Here is a 16,340-nt window from a genome sequence, read left to right as displayed (position 1 = left end):
GGCGCCATGGGGCGTCATTCAGACATTCGCTTTCTGGAGGTCGTCCCGTGGATCTGACGTTCCGCAATGCCCGACTGATGGAGGCACCGGACCGGATGCTCGATATTGGCGTGGCCGGCGGAAAGATCGCAGCCGTCGGCAGCACGGTCCCCGAGGGTGCGCGCACCCTGGATCTCGAAGGGCGTCTGCTGCTTCCGGGGTTCGTCGAGACACATATCCATCTCGACAAATCCTGTATCCTGCACCGCTGCTCCTCGGAGCGCGGCGATGTCGCCGAGGCGATCTCGGAGGTCTCGCGCGTGAAGCCGGACTTCACGGAAGAGGACATCGCCGAGCGGGCGGGCCGCACCTTGCGCAAATGCGTCGTCAACGGCACCACGCGCATCCGCACCCATGTCGAGGTCGACCCGGTGATCGGTTTGCGCGGGCTAGAGGGCGTCAAGGCGGCGATCGCGGACTGGCGCTGGGCGGTGGAGACCGAGATCTGCGTCTTCCCGCAGGAAGGCTTGTTGAACAATCCGGGGACCGACGAGCTGATGGTGACCGCGCTGAGGGACGGTGCGCGCTGCGTCGGCGCGACGCCCTATACGGATACGGACCCGAACGGCCAGATCGACCGGGTGTTCGAGATGGCGCGGGAATTCGATGTCGATATCGACATGCATCTGGATTTCTCGACCGACCTCTCATCCGTCGACGCGGATTACGTGATGCGGAAGACGGACGAGTACGGGTGGGGCGGGCGCGTCGCTATCGGTCATGTCAGCAAGTTGTCCGCCATGCCGCCGGTGCAGTTCGAACAATATGCGAAGAGGCTCGCCGATGCCGGTGTCGCGGTCACGGTGCTGCCCTCGACAGATCTCTTCCTGATGGGGCGGGAGCACGATCATTCGGTGCCGCGTGGAGTGTCCCCTGTGCACCGGATGCTGGAGCATGGGGTGACCTGCTCGCTCTCCACCAACAACGTGCTCAACCCCTTCACCCCGTTCGGCGACGGCTCGCTGATCCGGATGGCCAATCTCTATGCGAACATCGCGCAGGTCGGCCGCACGGACATGCTGAGGGCCTGCCTCGAGATGGTGACCACCCGTTCTGCGAGATTGATGAACCTGAAGGATTACGGGATCGGGATCGGCAAGCCGGCGGATCTGGTGGTGATCGAAAATACGGATCCGGCGATGGCGGTCGCGGAAATTTCCCAGCCGCTCTATGCCTTCAAGGACGGCCGGCAGACCGTGCACCGCCCGTTGCCGGTGCTTGGCGGCACCTGAGTGAGGAGTAGATCAGGTCAGTAGACGAGCTGGTCGTCGCCGCCGGAGCCGCCGATCACGAGCTCGCCGCGGTCCGCCAGATCCTTCGCCGCCGTCACCATCGCGGTCTGGGCGTCTTCGACATCCTTCAGGCGCATCGGGCCAAGCGACTGCATGTCCTCGCGCAGCAGCTTCGCCGCGCGCTCCGACATGTTGGAGAAGAACAGGTCCTTCAGCTCCTCCGATGCGCCCTTCAGCGCGATCGTCAGCTTGTCCTTGTCGACAGCACGGAGCAGCGTCTGCACGCCCGCCGGATCGATCCGCGCCAGATCCTCGAAGGTGAACATCAGGCTGCGGATCTTCTCCGCGCTGTCCTTGTTGCGCTCTTCCAGCGCCGAGAGGAACCGGCTCTCCGTCGCCCGGTCGAGGTTGTTGAAAATCTCCGCCATCATCTCGTGCGCGTCGCGCCGGTTGGTGCGGGCGAGGTTCGACATGAATTCGGTGCGCAGCACGCGCTCCACGTCCTTCTCGATCTCCTTGTTCACGGCCTCCATGCGCAGCATGCGCATGACCACTTCCATGGCGAAGTTCTCGGGCAGGATCGAGAGCACCTTGCCGGCATGGGCCTGGCCGATCTTTCCGAGGATCACCGCCACGGTCTGCGGATATTCGTTCTTCAGGAAGTTCGCGAGGACCTGCTCGTTCACGTTGGCGAGCTTGTCCCACATGGTGCGGCCGGCCGGACCGCGGATTTCTTCCATGATCGCGCTAACGCGGTCGCCGCCGAGCACCTTGGTCAGCAGGCGTTCGGTCGAGTCCATCGAGCCGACCAGGGAGCCGGTGGAGGAGACCTGCTCGGCGAACTCGACGAACAGCCGCTCGACGATATTGGAGCTGACCGTGCCGAGCCCGGCCATCACCTGGGAGACTTCCTTGATCTCCTCGTCGTCAAGCAGAGCGAAGAGCTTACCGGCCTGGTCTTCGCCAAGCGACATCAGGAGAATGCCGGCTTTTTCCGGTCCGGTGATGCCCCGGTAATCCTCGCGGATGCGCATGCCCATAGGGTCAGCTTTCTCAGAAGGAAGCGAAAAACCTAATGAAATGTAACAAAATCATAAACGTAATTATATCGCGAAAAAAATGGGCCTTTGGATCGATTTGATCGCGCCCGGCCCCGCGACTGACGAGTGTTCGGTTTAAACAATGACCAAGTTGACGTTCGGAAGAGTCATGAGTTTCCGGTCATTCGGCCGCATCGGTTTCATTGCAACCAGATGAACTTCCATTTCTGCAACCAGATTGCGTTCGGTGTTGATGCGATGCATCAGGCGCTCGGCATTGTCCGAACCGGCGACGCTGGCGGGGATACGGAAGATCACGTTGTCCGTCCCCCAGTCGCCGCGATAGCCGTAATCGGCGAAATTGTAGAAGGGCTGCTGGAAATAGTCGAAGCTTCGGATGAAATAGAGCCGCTTGTGGGTCGGGTCGGCCGAGGCCATGTCGGTCGCACCGAACGGTAGTTTCAGCTCGAACCGGCAGCCGGGTCTCGCGATGCGCCACATCTCCTGCATGAAGGGGAGCGTGCGGTCGATATGCTCGATCAGGTGCGAGGCGTGGATCTCCGAGACGGAATCGTCGGCGAGGGGGAAGGGCTCGATCCCGCAGGTCTCCAGATCGTAGACGATATCGACGCCGGGCCCCGGCATGATGTCGTGATTGATCCAGCCCTCGCGAATGACCTTGCCGCAGCCGAGATTGAGCTTGAGGCCGTCCGCCTGCGTAGCGTCGTTTGCAACCATCGTTCCGTCCTTCCTCTTGCGCCGCAGTGTGCCTCCTGGGGGCGGTCCGCACAATGGCCGGCATCGCGGCATGCGGAGCCGCAGCACTTCCCGCTCGGCGCCGGGCCGGACTTGAGATAAACTTCAGGGATGGCTCAGAAAGATTTCCGGCTTCCGCCCTTCCGCGCGCTCCTCGCCTTCCGGGCCGCGGCACAGCACGGCCGCCTCGTGGATGCCGCTGACGCTCTCGGTGTCACGGAGTCGGCGATCAGTCACCAGATCCGGCAATTGGAATCCCTGCTCAAGACCAGGCTGTTCGACCGGACCGGCCGCCGGCTTGCGCTTACGGAAACCGGCGAGCGCTACCTTGCCCGCCTCGACCCGGCGATCCGCGAACTGGAAGCCGCGACCCGGGCCGTGCTTCCGGAGGATGGGCATGCGGTCGTCCGGGTGACGTTGCCAACCTCGATGGCCGCGATCTGGCTGCTGCCGAGGCTCGGGGCCTTCGAGGCGGCCAATCCCGATCTCGACCTGCAACTGGTCCCGACAACGCGGGTCGTCGATCTGCTCCGGGACCAGGTGGATCTGGCCATCCGGTATGGCCGTGGAAACTGGCAGGATGTCGAGAAGACGTTTCTTTTCGACGACAACGCGACGCCGGTGGCGGCGCCGGGGTTGGTGCCCGAGGGGGTTGAGGATATCGAGGCGGTATTGAGGCAGAACCGCCTCATCGTCATCCGGACCATTCCGGACGAGTGGCGCGAATGGTCGCGCGCGCGCGGGCTGGCGCCGCCGGACCTCAGTTCGGCGCTGGAGCTCGACGTTACCGAGCAGGGGCTCCAGGTGGCGGAAGCCGGTCACGGCATTGCCATGGGCCGCGCGCCCTACATCGAGGACCGTCTGGCCCGGGGCACTCTGGTCACGCCCTTCGGTGCGACGGGGCCGAGCGGCGCGGCCTATTATCTCTGCCACCCCACGGGTCATCCGCTTTCGGCTCCGGCTCGGCGCGTGAAGCGGTGGCTGCTTGAGCAGGCCGGTATCTTCACGGCGAACCGCGCATGAAGGTCATGACTTGAGTTTTTCTCAAGTCATATTGAGTTCTTCTCTTTTGTCTCCGGGATGCGGCAGACCCACCTTCGGGACATCGCAGCTGGATGGAAGCTGCCCGCCGACAAGGAGACGAGAGATGACCGGTTCCGTGCAGGAAAGGCTCTACAATCACAACAATGCGGTCGCCGCCGACGTGGTTGCGCCGATGACATTTATCGTGCCGCAGGCCGACAAGCCCGTACTCTACAGCCAAGCCTATACGGGCGGCGCGCCGAAGTTCGGTTTCGAGACGGTTGAAAAGCATGTGCTGGTGGCGGACATGCGTGTCACGGGCGGTTCCTTTTCCCTGGACCGCGAAGGGTTTGCGCTCCGTACCGCGCCGACCGCCGTCGCGGATCTCTATGACGACGCCGAAGTGGAGAGCGCCTATTACGCCGAGATCCGCTCCCTGCTGAAGACGGAGTTAGGGGCGGCCGAAGTCGCGATCTTCGATGCGACCCGCCGCTCCGACGGTGGAGCCGGCGCTCGCAACAAGGACGGAAACCGCGGCGCGGCCACACGTATCCATGTCGACTACACCGCCCGGAGCGGGCCGCAGCGGGCCCGCGACGTGTTCGGCGACGAGACGTTCGAGCAGTTTCTGTCCGCAGGCAGGCGCATCGTCCAGATCAATGTCTGGCGTCCGATCGTCGGTCCGGTGCAGCGCTCACCGCTCGCCCTCGCCGATGCCACGAGCATCCGGCCGGAAGACCTCGTCGCGACCGATCAGGTCTTCCCGAACCGGGTCGGCGAGATCTACCACCTCGCCCATGACGCGGCACAACGCTGGTACTACGCGCCGGAAATGACGCACGACGAGATCCTGCTGATCAAGGGCTGGGACAGCCTGGATGACGGCCGTGCCCGGTTCACGCCGCACAGTGCGTTCCAGCTGCCGTCCCAGACCGATGCGACGCCGGCGCGCGAGAGCATCGAGATCCGCACCTATGTGGTGATCTAGAGCAGCGTCGCGGGCGCCCGGCTATTGCGGCGGGGCGCCCGTGAAGGTGGTGCGGTAGAGCAGGCGGCGGTGGCCGTCATAGTCGTTGGTCGCATAATGCAGTGTGGTCCGGTTGTCCCAGACCACGACGTCGCCTGGCTGCCAGCGATGTCGGCAGGAGAAATCGGGCCGGGTGCAGTGACGATAGATCGCCTGCAGCAGAGGTTCGCTCTCTTCCTCCGTCATGCCGTCGAAGCGCGTCGTGTAGATCGGGTTCAGGAAGAGCGCTTTCGCACCCGTCAGCGGCTCGGTGATCACCGCCGGGTGGAAGGTTTCCCTGTCGGCCGCCGGATCGCCGCGCGTCATGCGGATCGAGGCGCCGGACCGGGTTTCCTCCGGCGGCGCGAACTTCACGCCGTAAGGCTTGCCGACATGCACCGCCCTGCGGCCATTGACGATGTCTTTCAGATCCTTCGGGAGCGAGGCGTAGGCCGCCGTCTGGCTGGCCCAGACGGTGTCGCCGCCGACCTCCGGAATTTCCACCGCGTTCAGCACCGAGCCCGCGGGCGGGTTCGCGAGGAAGCTGAAATCCGAGTGCCATTCGCCGCCGAAAACGCCGCCACCACCCTCGTCGGCCTCTTTCAGCACCGCGATGGTTTCAGGATCCTCCGGGAGTGGCTCGACATAAGGCAGGCGCATCGGTTCGCCGAAGACACGGTTGAGCGCCTTCTGCTTCAACCGGTCGAGATGCTGGCCGCGCAGCACGATCACCTGGTGCTCGGCGAGGCATTGGCGCAGGAGCGCGGCGTTAGGTGCCTCGATCTCTTCGCCGAGCTCGAGTCCCTTTATTTCCGCACCGATATAGCCGGTCAGTTTCTTCAGTTCGGGCATGTCTCTCCGCCGGGCCGGGGGATTGCGTGACAGGCGCACTATGGCGCCTCCCGGCCCGGCAGACAAATTAGGCGGCCGTTGCGGCGGGTCTCACCTCGGGACAAGCCTGCGATAGAGGTGCCAGGTCGCATGACCGAGTACCGGCATCACCACCGCCAGACCGATGAAGAGCGGTATCGTGCCGAGCATCAGGCCGCCGGCCACGACGAGGCCCCACACCGCCATCGGGTATGGATTTGCGGCGACCGCCCGGATCGAGGTGGCGATCGCCGGATAGAGGCCGACATCGCGGTCAAGCAGGAGGGGGAAGGAGACCACGCTGAGGGTCAGGGCGGCGGCTGCGAAGAGGAAGCCGGCGCCGATCCCGAGGGCGATCATCGCCCAGCCGGCGGCGGTGGTGAAAACGTCGCTGACGAAGCCGGATACGGATGTCGGCGGTTCCGGTCCGAGGGTCATGTAGTAGATCCCGTAGGCGACGAGGATCCACGCGATGAAGAGCGCGAGCAGGTAGAGCCCGAGGACGAAGATCGCTCCCGCTGCGGGGGATTTCACCACGCCTAGGGCGTCGGCCCAGGAGACCTTGCGGCCCAGTTCCCGCTTCCGGCTCATCTCGTAGAGCCCGACGGCCGCGATCGGACCGAGCAGGGCGAAGCCAGAGGCGAGCGGGAACAGCATCGGCAGGAAATCGTATCCGAACAGAAGATGGGACAGGAACAGGCCCGCGACCGGATAGACGAGGCAGAGGAAGACGACGTCGGTCCGGCTGGCGCCGAAATCGGCGATGCCGCGCTCCAGCGCGTCGCGAAGATCGTCGATGTCGATCCGTCGGACGGTTGGAAGCGTCCCGGCGCCGCCGAGCGCGTGACCCGTTGCGCCGAGTGCGTGCTGAAGTTCGCGGAGCTGGTCCCAGCCCCATTCTATCGGATTTCTGATCTGGTCGGTGACGGCCATGATTTGCTCCTCCCGAACAATTGACAGGTTCGAGGGTCGCAGTCGGCCGTGGCGTGGCGTCGTATCCGGCGCCGGTCACGAGGTATCCGCGACCCGCCTGATAAAGCGCAGTCTACACGTTTTTCGCGTGACATCACATCGTCGCGTTTCTGGTCACCGTATTCATCTCCGGGAAGAATGCCGGGCTGATGCGCCGATGATCGCCGTCGGTTGACTCCACACGTATCCCATTATATTGAACTCTGAATTCAGAATTCATATTGCATGGCGTAAATAGATGCTCGAAACCGCTCCCAATCTGACCGACCAGGTCTACGACGCACTCGTCGAGGAGATCTGCGACGGCCGTCTCGAGGCCGGCACTCACCTCGTGCAGGAGAAGCTCGCCGCCCGCTTCGGGGTCTCGCGGCAGCCGATCCAGCAGGTCATGTCGCGGCTGAAGGCGGACGGCATGGTCGAGGAGCTGGGCAGGCGAGGCCTCTTCGTCGCGCCGCTCGATGCCCAGCGGATGCGGGACCATTACGGTATTCGCGCCGCGCTCGACGGCTGGGCCGCCAAGCAGGCAGCGGCGCGTGTCGCAGCCGAGCCGTCGCTTGCGGCCTCGCTGAAAGCCAAGGGCGCGATGCAGCTGGAGGCGGCCGAAAAGGCAGCCGGGGCCGGAGACTCGGTCGCGCTGATGCGGCAGGACGATGCCTTCCATTTCATGATTTACGCCGCCTCCGGAAATCCGATGCTGGCGAGCACGGCCGAGCCGCACTGGCGCTTCCTGCGCCGGGCGATGGTCGACGTGCTGCGCCAGGCGGAACGGCCGGAGACGATCTGGAATCAGCATGGCGCCATTCTGGACGCCGTGCTCAAGGGAGACGGGGCGGCGGCCGAAAGACTGGCCGTCGATCACGTTCAGAACGCCTGCGAATTGCTGGCAAGCGCCCTCGAGAAGGCGCGGACGGGGGAAACCACAGATGACACCCATGCCGAATATCGGGCAGATGCTGTCCGCGCAGGCACGCCTGCAACCCGGCCGGATCGGCGGCCGCGATCTTGAACGGGAGATGAGCTTCGCGCTCTGGAACGAGCGCGCCTGCCGTCTTGCCAATGCTCTCCTCGGCCTCGGTCTCTCGAAGGGCGACCGTTTCGGCGTGCTCGCCTGGAACCGGGTCGAGTGGCTGGAGATTTACGCTGCGGCGGCCAAGGCCGGCCTTGTCGCCGTGCCGGTGAACTTCCGTCTGGTGGCGCCGGAGATCCGCTTCATCCTGCAGGACTGCTCTGTCTCTGCCGTCATCGCGGAGCAGGAGCTGCACGATACGATCGACGCGATACGCGGCGATCTCAACCTGCCCGAGAGCCGGTTTGTCCATTTTGGCGGCAGTGCCACCGCCTCCGGCTGGCGCGGCTACGAGGACCTGATCGCAGCAGCTTCTTCGCGCGAACCGGCTGTTGCCGTCGCGCCTTCGGATCCATGGTGCCTGATGTACACCTCGGGCACGACAGGCAATCCGAAAGGGGCGATCCGCGGGCATGAGGGGATCGGCAATCTCGCCCTGATGACTGCGGTGGAGCTGGGGCTCGGGCGCAACGACGAGGCAATGCTGGTGATGCCGATGTGTCACGCCAATTCGCTCTATTTCTTCTCGTCCTTCCTGCATTGCGGCGCCGCGACCAGCGTCTTCTCCCGGCGGAGTTTCGATGCCGAGCGCTGCCTCCGGGCGCTCTCGGAGACCGGGGCGAGCTTCACTTCGCTGGTGCCGACCCATTACGAGATGATGCTCGACCTCCGGCACAAGGCCGGCGATCTCGGTCGCATGGAGAAGCTGATGATCTCCTCCGCTCCCGCAAGAGCCGAGACCAAGCGCCGGGTGATGGAGATGTTCCCGAACTCGGGGCTCTTCGAGCTCTATGGGTCCACAGAGGCCGGGTGGGTCACGATGCTGCATCCGGACGAGCAGTTCGACCATCTGGGCTCGGTCGGCCGTGAGGTCGTCGGCTCCCTGCCGATCCGCCTGCTCGACGACGCGGGCGAAGAGGTGCCGGACGGCACACCGGGGGAGCTTCACAGCTGCGGGCCCTACGTTTTCGACGGCTACTGGAACCGGCCGGACAAGACGGCGGAAGCCTTCCGCGGCGACTATCTCTCGGTCGGCGACGTGGCCCTGCGCGAGTCGGACGGCTTCATCCGCCTGATCGACCGCAAGAAGAACATGATCATCTCGGGCGGCGAGAACATCTATCCGACCGAGGTCGAGGCGGTGCTGGCGCAGCATCCCGACGTGCGCGACGTCGCCGTGGTCGGCCGCCCGGACGACCGCTGGGGCGAGCGGGTCGAGGCCGCGATCGTGCTGCGTGACGGTGCCGCGGTCGGCGCCGACGCCCTGATCGAATGGTCCCGCGGTCGGCTCGCCGGCTACAAGCGCCCGCGCGTCGTCACCTTCATCGCCGCGGACGAGATGCCGCGCACGGCCACCGGAAAGATCCAGCACGGATTGCTGCGCGAGCTGCTGGCCAGCCGCGCCGCCGACAACTGACCCGAAAAGGGCTTCAAGGGAGAATGGGAATGACCGACGTACAGGACCTCAATGCGGACACGCTCAACGTCGCCGCCTGGATCGCGCGCCTCTTGAAGGAACGCGGCATCGACCGTTTCTTCGGCCTGCAGGGCGGCCATATCCAGCCGATCTGGGACCATGCGACGCGGAACGGCCTCAAGGTCTACGACGTGCGCCACGAGGCGGCGGCCGTGCATATGGCGCACGCTCATGCGGAGCTGACCGGCACGCTCGGCGTCGCCATGGTGACCGCGGGACCGGGCGTCACCAATACGGTGACGGCGATGGCGAATGCCTCGCTCGCCCGCATGCCGGTGCTGCTGATCGGCGGCTGCACCTCGCGCCCGCAGGCGAATATGGGCCCGCTGCAGGACATCCCGCATACCGACATCCTGCGTCCGGTGACGCGCTACTCCCGCACCGCCCGGGTGGCGGACCAGGTGATCCGCGAGCTGGACGAGGCGATCTCCTCGGCCATGGGGGACCGCGGTGAGCCGGGGCCGGTCTATATCGAGATCCCGACCGACGTGCTCCGCACGCACGTGCCGGAAAACCTGATCCCGGCCGACTGGATGGCGCCGAAGCCGCCGCGCCGTCCGGCGCCTGTGCCGGAGCGGGTTTCCGAGGCCGTCGCCGCGATCCGTGCCGCCCGCCGTCCGCTGGTGATCAGCGGCCGCGGCGCGCGCTGGGCAGGCGGCGCGCTGGTGCGCTTCCTCGATGCCGCCGACGCGCTCTATCTCGACACGCAGGAAAGCCGGGGCCTCGTGCCGGCGGATCATCCCTCCGTGGTCGGTGCCGTGCGGGCGGCGGCGATGGCGCAGGCGGATCTCGTCATCACCCTCGGCCGCAAGCTCGACTACCAGGTCGCCTTCGGTTCCCCGGCGATCTTCCCGGACGCGACCTTCATCCGCATTGCCGACAATGCGGGCGAGCTCTACGACAACCGCCGCGGCCAGCCGGAGATCCTCGCCGATGTCGGCCTCGCGCTCGATGCGCTGACCGAGGCGCTCGGCAACGATGCGGGCACGCGCGACGCCGTCTGGCTGGAGGGCCTTCGTTCGAAGCACCGGGAGCGGATCGCGAAGAGCGCGTCCGGCACCGGTCCGGAAAAGGGCAAGGACGGTAAGATCCATCCGATGGCGATCTTCGACGCGATCCGGAAAGTTGCCGATCCCGATTATCTCGCGGTGGCGGACGGCGGCGATCTGTTGAGCTTCGCCCGCGTCGGACTTTCCGCGAGGACCTACATGGACGCGGGCGCCTTCGGCTGTCTCGGTGTCGGTGTGCCTTACGCCGTCGCGGCGGCGCTTGCGGAGCCGGGCCGGCAGGTGATCTCGGTCAATGGCGACGGCGCCTTCGGTCTCAATGCAATGGAGGTTGACAGCGCGGTGCGGCATGGCGCCAAGGCGGTCTTCATCGTCTCGAACAATGCCGCCTGGAACATCGAGCGCTTCGACCAGGAAGCGAACTATGGCGGCCGTGTAGTCGGCACCACGCTGCAGCACGCGGACTATGCCGCGATGGCCCGGGCTTTCGGTGCCCATGGCGAGCGGGTGACCGATCCGGCGGATCTCCCGGCCGCCCTCGAACGCGCGCTGAAGAACACACCGGCGGTGGTCGATGTGGTGACCTCGCAGGACGCGGTCTCCTCCGATGCGCAGAAGGGGCTCGGCTTCGTGCCGGACTACCAGGCGCTCACCGCCTGGGACGATGCCGAGCGGCGCCGCCGCGGCGAGGCGATCTGATATTGAAACGCCCCGCCTCGGCGGGGCGTTTTGCTTAGCGGAAGAAGTAGTCGACGAGGGACAGCGGCACCGCGGGCACGTAGGTCACGATCAGCAACAGGCCGATCAGGACCAGAATGAACGGCACGTTGGTGCGGGTCGTCGCCCAGATGTCGGTGCGGGCGATGGAGCAGGCGGTCACCAGCACGCTCGCGACCGGCGGCGTCTGCTGGCCGATGGCGATGTTCAGAGTCAGGATGATGCCGAACTGGATCGGGTCGACGCCGATCTGCTGCACCAGGGGCATGACGATCGGGACGATCAGGATGATCGCAGCCGCGCCGTGCAGGATCATGCCCAGCATGAACAGCATCACGTTGAGCAGCATCAGCACGACGTACTTGTTCTCGGAGACGCCGGTGATCCAGCGGGCGAAATGCTGCGGAACCTCACTCTCGGTAAGATAGAGCCCGAGGATGGCGGAACTCGCGACCAGCAGCATGACGATGGCGGTCTGCGAGACGCCTTCGATCAGCGCGCCGTGCAGTTCCTTCAGATCGATCTCCCGGTAGACGAAGCCACCGATCAGCAGAGCCGCGACGACCGCGAGCCCGGCACCTTCCGTTGCCGTCACCACGCCTCCGAAGATGCCGCCGAGAATGATGATCGGCAGCAGCAGGGCGGGCCCCGCGGCTTTGAAAGTGCTCCAGAGCCGGTCGAGAGAGAAGGCCTCCTCGCGCGGCAGATTGTAGCGCACCGCGAACCAGTGGCAGAGGCAGAGCATCAGGAAGCCGCCGAGCAGGCCCGGGATGATTCCAGCGACGAAAAGCTGGGTGATCGAGGCGTCGGTCAGGGCGCCATAGAGGATCATCGGGATCGACGGCGGGATAATGACCGCGAGTGAGGCGGAGGAGGAGGTGACGGCGGCGGCGAAGGTCGCGGCATAGCGTTTGCGCTTCATCGCCGGGATCAGCACCGAGCCGATGGCCGCGACGTCGGCGACGGCCGATCCGGAAATCTCCGCGAAGAAAAGGGAGACGCCGACATTCACCATCGCGAGGCCGCCGCGGACGAAGCCGATCAGCGCCGCGGTGAAGTCGATCAGCCGGCGCGAGATGCCGCTCGTGTTCATCAGCGCGCCCGCGAGGATGAAGAGCGGGATCGCGATCAGCGGGAAATTGGTCGACCCGTCGAAGATCGTCAGCGCCGCGTCGTAGAAGCCGAAGACGCCTTTCTCGGTCCAGGTGCCGATCAGCGCGACGGCGGCGATCGCTACCGCGATCGGCACGTTGATCGCGATCATCATGGCGAGAAGGATGAGGAGCAGGACGGCGATCATTTCTCGTCTCCCGCGCCTTGTGCTTTCTTGGCGTGGGCGATTTCCTCGTCGATTTCGTCCATCTCGGCGCTTCGTCCGGCACGGATCCGGGCATAGGCCTCGGGCGTCGAGGCTGCCTGGCCGATCATGAAGAGCACGGCGCCGACCGGGACCACCGACTGGGTGAACCAGAGCGGCATCCAGGGCAGGGAAATCAGGGTCTCGGTCCCCATCACCTGCAGGATGAACCAGCCGGCGTAGGCGAGGATCGCGAAGACCACGTAACCGATCAGCTCGGCGAGCGCGAAGAGCCAGGCGCGGTAAGGCATCGCCAGCGAGATCACCAGTCCGTCGAAGCCGAGATGGCGGCGCCGTGTGGCGGCGTAGGCCGAGCCGTAGAAGGTGATCCAGGCGAGCAGCACGCCGGCGACCTCGTCATACCAAACGAAGGAGGAATTGAAGACGTAGCGCGCGACGGTCGCCGAGACGACGACGATGGCGAGCGTGACCAGAAGTCCGATGGTCATGGCGGCGAGCGCGGCGCGAAGGGCTCTGGAGAAGGCGGTCATGAGGCGCGTCCCGGAACGGGTCGAAAGGAAGGGCGGGTGCCCGCCCCCGCCAGCCGGCCGGAGGCGTGGGGCGGACGACCCTTGAAAGTGCGCCGGTCAGGAACCCGGAGCGAGCGCGATGGCCGCGTCGATCAGGGCCTGTCCGCCCTTCACCTCGGCGGCGAAGGCGTCATAGATCGGCTGCGAGGCGGCGACGAAGGCGGCGCGGTTGGCCTCGTTGTAGCTCATGCCGCCGGCGACGAGCTTGTCCTTAAGCTCGGTGTCCGCTGCCTCGCCTCTGTCGCGGGCCCAGATCTCGAGTTCGCGGGCGACGGATTCAAGCACCGAGACGATCGCCGGGTCCATCTTGTCGTACATCGCCTTTCCCATGGTCGGGTAGGAGGGCGTGTAGACATGGCCGGTCTTGGAGAGATACTTCTGCACCTCGTTCAGTTTGGCCGAGGCGATGTTCGTATAGGGGTTCTCCTGCCCGTCGATCACGCCGGTCTGGAGGCCGGTGAAGACTTCGGAGAAAGCCATCGGCGTCGGGTTCGCGCCCCAGGCCTCGAACATCTTCACCCGCCAGGTCGATTTCGGCGTGCGGATCTTCAGGCCGTTCAGATCTTCCGGTGTGGTAACCGGGCGGACATTGTTGGTGATGTGCCGGACGCCGTTCTCCCAGACCGCGAGAACCTTGTAGCCCTTCTCCTCCGCCGTCGGGGCGATCTCGGACCAGAAGACCTTCTCCTCGATCCGCGCCAGATGCGCCCGGTCCGCGACCAGGAAGGGCATGTCGAAAAGCGCGAACTTGTCGGCGACGGAGGACATGATCGAGGAGGGCAGGGCGAGATGGACGGTGCCGATCTTCAGCTTCTGCATCAGCTCCTTGTCTTTGCCGATCTGCGAGGAGTCGAACAGCTTCACTTCGGCCTTGTCGCCGAGCTTGGCGTTGGCGCGCTTCACGAACTCGGCGGCGGTCTGCTGCTGTAGCGAGCCGGTCGCGGCGGAGATGCCGAAAATGATCTCTTCCTTCGCGTCGGCGAAGGATGTTGCGGCCAGCATCATGGCGCCGGCCAGAGCGAGTGATCTTATTTTGATCATTGTATTTCCTCCCATTCTTGCTCTTCGGTTTTATGGAGCCGCCGTGGAGACCTCCGCGGTGGCCTTGGCAATTGCGGACGCTCTCGATGCGGCATCGGCGGGCACGAGGTCGCCCTGCCGCGCGAGTTTGGCCGCGAGCAGCAATGCCCGCTTGGTTGCGTTCGGATTGGCGATGCCTTGGCCCGCGATGTCGTAGGCGGTGCCGTGGGCGGGCGTCGCGATCCAGAAGGGATAGCCGCCGATCAGGGTGACGCCGCGGTCGAAGCCGATGAGCTTCATCGCGATCTGCCCCTGGTCGTGATACATCGACAGCACGGCGTCGAACTCGCCCTTGTACGCGCGCAGATAGACGGTGTCTGACGGCAGCGGTCCCTCGACGGAGATCTGTTTTTCCTTCGCGCGCTGCACGGCGGGCGCGATTTCCCGGTCGTCCTCATGGCCGAAATTGCCGCCGTCTCCCGCATGCGGGTTGAGCGCGGCGACCGCGATCCGCGGCCGGGCGAAGCCGGCATTCCGCATCGTCTGGTCGGTCAGCTCGATGCTGGCGAAGACGCGCTCCTCCGTGATCCGTTCGGCAACCTGGCTGAGCGGGATGTGCGAGGTCACCCGGGCGTTCCAGAACTCGTCGAGAACGTTGAATTCCCGTCCGTCCTTGGTCGCGCCGGTGACCGCGTTGATGAAGCCGATCTCGTCGACATAGTCCGGGCGTGCGAGGCGCATCGCGTACTTGTTGAACGGGGTGAAGGCGACCGCGTCCGCGCCACCCGCGGCACAGAGCCGGAGCGCGGTGGCGAAATTCTCCAGCGCGGCGGCGCCTGTGTGTCTCGAAGCCTCGCCTGGGGAGACGGCAGCCGGATCGATGTTCGCAAGGTTGAGCAGCGAGGCTGGCGAGTCCGTCTCTGGATCGCAGTCTGGCAGGTCGAGGCCGGTTCCTAACATTGCTGCCGCAGTCTCAAGCTGCCGGCGGTCTCCGATCAGGATAAGGCGCGCATTTTCAAGGACTTCCTCGTCGGAGAGGATCTTGACCGCCAGTTCCCCGCCGATCCCGGCGGCGTCTCCGAGGGCAAGCGCGATCGTCGGTCTTTCTGAGGGCGTTTCGCTCGTCGGCATCATTGTTTCTTTCGTCAATTTTGCATACTGTATGCAGAATGCAATATGCGTCGCAAGCGCTTTTGATCTTCCAATTCCGCGAAATCGGGTATGGTGCCGGCATGAATGAAGCGTCTTCCCCCGAGGCTGCGGCCGCCGGTCTGACAGCTCCTTTGAGCGAGCATTCCGCGGTCCGGATCGAGCGCCAGTCGCTGCACGATCTGGTGGCGAACCGGTTGCGCGACCTCATCATCGAAGGCGTTCTGACGCCGGGGATGCGGCTCAATGAATCCCGGCTCTGCGAGGAACTCGGGGTGTCCCGCACGCCATTGAGGGAAGCCGTCAAGACGCTGGCCAGCGAAGGCCTGATCGAACCGCGTCCGGGGCGGGGCACGGTCGTCAGGTCATTCAACGCCAAGGATGCCCGCGACATGCTGGAGGTGCTGACGGAGCTCGAGGCCATGGCGGGACGCCTTGCCTGCGAGCAGGCAAGCGACGCGCAGATCGCGGAGATCTCGGCCGTGCACGACCGGATGGTCGGGTTCTACAGATCGAAGGAGCGCTTGAGCTATTATAAGCTCAACCAGGCAATCCATTCGATGATCGTGGCGGCGACGGGCAACGAGACGCTGATCGAGATGCACGGGATGCTGCAATCGCGCATGAAGCGGCTGCGTTTCATCGGCAACAGCGGCACCGAGAAGTGGAAGGCCGCGCTTGCCGAGCACGATGAAATGATTGCAGCACTCAAGCGCCGCGACGGGGCCGCTTTGGCCGAGGTGCTCCAACGCCATCTGCGCAATACCTGGGTACGGGTCGCGGACAGTTTCTGACCGCGCTGTCCGGCTCAGTCCTCTGCGAAACGGTCTGACGCCGGGATAGGACAGCAAACAAAATTGGGCTGTCTTGTCGCCGGATACGGCTCCCGGAATGAGCTTTTCCGGTTTCGTTTGAAAATGTACGGCGGTCTTCGCCGGGACTGACGGGCCGACCTCCGCTTGCTCTTTAGACGGATGAATTGTGTTTTCGTGCGGCGTCTTTCAGTGCTACTAGGGCTGCGAACCCGCCCGGGGGTCGAATGCGTCTGCGTTCGATTGAAAGATAGGCCCGGCGAAACG

At 65.0% G+C, this 16,340-nt stretch carries 15 protein-coding genes; 7 read left to right on the top strand and 8 right to left on the bottom strand.

Going from position 1 to position 16,340, the window contains the following annotated elements; translation table 11 throughout:
• Positions 1 to 47 precede the first annotated feature (47 nt).
• Positions 48 to 1,271 (top strand): amidohydrolase family protein, encoded by a 1,224-nt coding sequence (locus tag IG122_RS08610; protein ID WP_193182436.1) that lies wholly within the window; start codon positions 48 to 50, stop codon positions 1,269 to 1,271.
• 17 nt (positions 1,272 to 1,288) lie between these two features.
• Here IG122_RS08610 and fliG read toward each other — a convergent pair whose 3' ends face one another.
• A complete protein-coding gene (gene fliG / locus IG122_RS08605) occupies positions 1,289 to 2,311 on the bottom strand; it encodes a flagellar motor switch protein FliG (RefSeq protein WP_193182435.1) in 1,023 nt (340 codons plus the stop codon).
• A gap of 135 nt (positions 2,312 to 2,446) precedes the next feature.
• Positions 2,447 to 3,049, bottom strand: coding sequence for a class I SAM-dependent methyltransferase (locus IG122_RS08600; RefSeq protein WP_193182434.1), 603 nt, complete (start codon positions 3,047 to 3,049; stop codon positions 2,447 to 2,449).
• A 129-nt stretch (positions 3,050 to 3,178) separates the two neighbouring features.
• On the opposite strand from IG122_RS08600, the gene IG122_RS08595 reads away from it, so the two are divergent.
• On the top strand, positions 3,179 to 4,090 hold the full coding sequence (locus tag IG122_RS08595) for a LysR substrate-binding domain-containing protein (RefSeq protein WP_193182432.1): 912 nt from the start codon (positions 3,179 to 3,181) through the stop codon (positions 4,088 to 4,090).
• A 124-nt stretch (positions 4,091 to 4,214) separates the two neighbouring features.
• Positions 4,215 to 5,078, top strand: coding sequence for a CmcJ/NvfI family oxidoreductase (locus tag IG122_RS08590; protein WP_226893397.1), 864 nt, complete (start codon positions 4,215 to 4,217; stop codon positions 5,076 to 5,078).
• Between the two features lie 21 nt (positions 5,079 to 5,099).
• Here the strand turns inward: IG122_RS08590 and IG122_RS08585 are convergent, their stop codons facing one another.
• Both IG122_RS08585 and IG122_RS08580 read right to left on the bottom strand, forming a co-directional pair.
• Positions 5,100 to 5,948 (bottom strand): TauD/TfdA dioxygenase family protein, encoded by an 849-nt coding sequence (locus IG122_RS08585; RefSeq protein ID WP_193182430.1) that lies wholly within the window; start codon positions 5,946 to 5,948, stop codon positions 5,100 to 5,102.
• 90 nt (positions 5,949 to 6,038) lie between these two features.
• Positions 6,039 to 6,899 carry a DUF2189 domain-containing protein gene (locus tag IG122_RS08580; RefSeq protein ID WP_193182428.1) on the bottom strand — a complete coding sequence of 287 codons (861 nt, stop codon included), beginning with the start codon at positions 6,897 to 6,899 and terminating at the stop codon, positions 6,039 to 6,041.
• A 277-nt stretch (positions 6,900 to 7,176) separates the two neighbouring features.
• Between IG122_RS08580 and IG122_RS08575 the strand changes: the two genes are divergently transcribed.
• From IG122_RS08575 to IG122_RS08565, 3 genes are read left to right on the top strand one after another with little or no spacing between them, the layout of a single operon-like run.
• Positions 7,177 to 7,944: a GntR family transcriptional regulator gene (locus IG122_RS08575; protein WP_193182426.1), complete on the top strand. Its 768-nt coding sequence runs from the start codon at positions 7,177 to 7,179 to the stop codon at positions 7,942 to 7,944.
• A complete protein-coding gene (locus IG122_RS08570) occupies positions 7,862 to 9,421 on the top strand; it encodes a class I adenylate-forming enzyme family protein (RefSeq protein ID WP_193182424.1) in 1,560 nt (519 codons plus the stop codon). Before IG122_RS08575 ends, IG122_RS08570 begins: the two co-directional genes overlap by 83 nt.
• Before the next feature lie 29 nt (positions 9,422 to 9,450).
• Positions 9,451 to 11,187: a thiamine pyrophosphate-binding protein gene (locus tag IG122_RS08565; RefSeq protein WP_193182422.1), complete on the top strand. Its 1,737-nt coding sequence runs from the start codon at positions 9,451 to 9,453 to the stop codon at positions 11,185 to 11,187.
• 34 nt (positions 11,188 to 11,221) lie between these two features.
• Here the strand turns inward: IG122_RS08565 and IG122_RS08560 are convergent, their stop codons facing one another.
• From IG122_RS08560 to IG122_RS08545, 4 genes are all read right to left on the bottom strand, one after another.
• Positions 11,222 to 12,505: a TRAP transporter large permease gene (locus IG122_RS08560; RefSeq protein ID WP_193182420.1), complete on the bottom strand. Its 1,284-nt coding sequence runs from the start codon at positions 12,503 to 12,505 to the stop codon at positions 11,222 to 11,224.
• A complete protein-coding gene (locus IG122_RS08555; RefSeq protein WP_193182418.1) occupies positions 12,502 to 13,053 on the bottom strand; it encodes a TRAP transporter small permease in 552 nt (183 codons plus the stop codon). Before IG122_RS08555 ends, IG122_RS08560 begins: the two co-directional genes overlap by 4 nt.
• Before the next feature lie 96 nt (positions 13,054 to 13,149).
• Positions 13,150 to 14,133: a TRAP transporter substrate-binding protein gene (locus tag IG122_RS08550; protein WP_193182415.1), complete on the bottom strand. Its 984-nt coding sequence runs from the start codon at positions 14,131 to 14,133 to the stop codon at positions 13,150 to 13,152.
• Positions 14,134 to 14,163: 30 nt separating this feature from the next.
• On the bottom strand, positions 14,164 to 15,243 hold the full coding sequence (locus tag IG122_RS08545) for a 4-hydroxythreonine-4-phosphate dehydrogenase PdxA (protein ID WP_193182413.1): 1,080 nt from the start codon (positions 15,241 to 15,243) through the stop codon (positions 14,164 to 14,166).
• A gap of 101 nt (positions 15,244 to 15,344) precedes the next feature.
• On the opposite strand from IG122_RS08545, the gene IG122_RS08540 reads away from it, so the two are divergent.
• A complete protein-coding gene (locus IG122_RS08540; protein ID WP_193182412.1) occupies positions 15,345 to 16,055 on the top strand; it encodes a GntR family transcriptional regulator in 711 nt (236 codons plus the stop codon).
• Positions 16,056 to 16,340: the final 285 nt, after the last annotated feature.

This window comes from Nisaea sediminum (assembly GCF_014904705.1).
Lineage (GTDB): Bacteria > Pseudomonadota > Alphaproteobacteria > Thalassobaculales > Thalassobaculaceae > Nisaea > Nisaea sediminum.
Note: the sequence above shows the minus strand (reverse complement) of the source record. Positions and strands in the feature narration are given on the sequence as shown.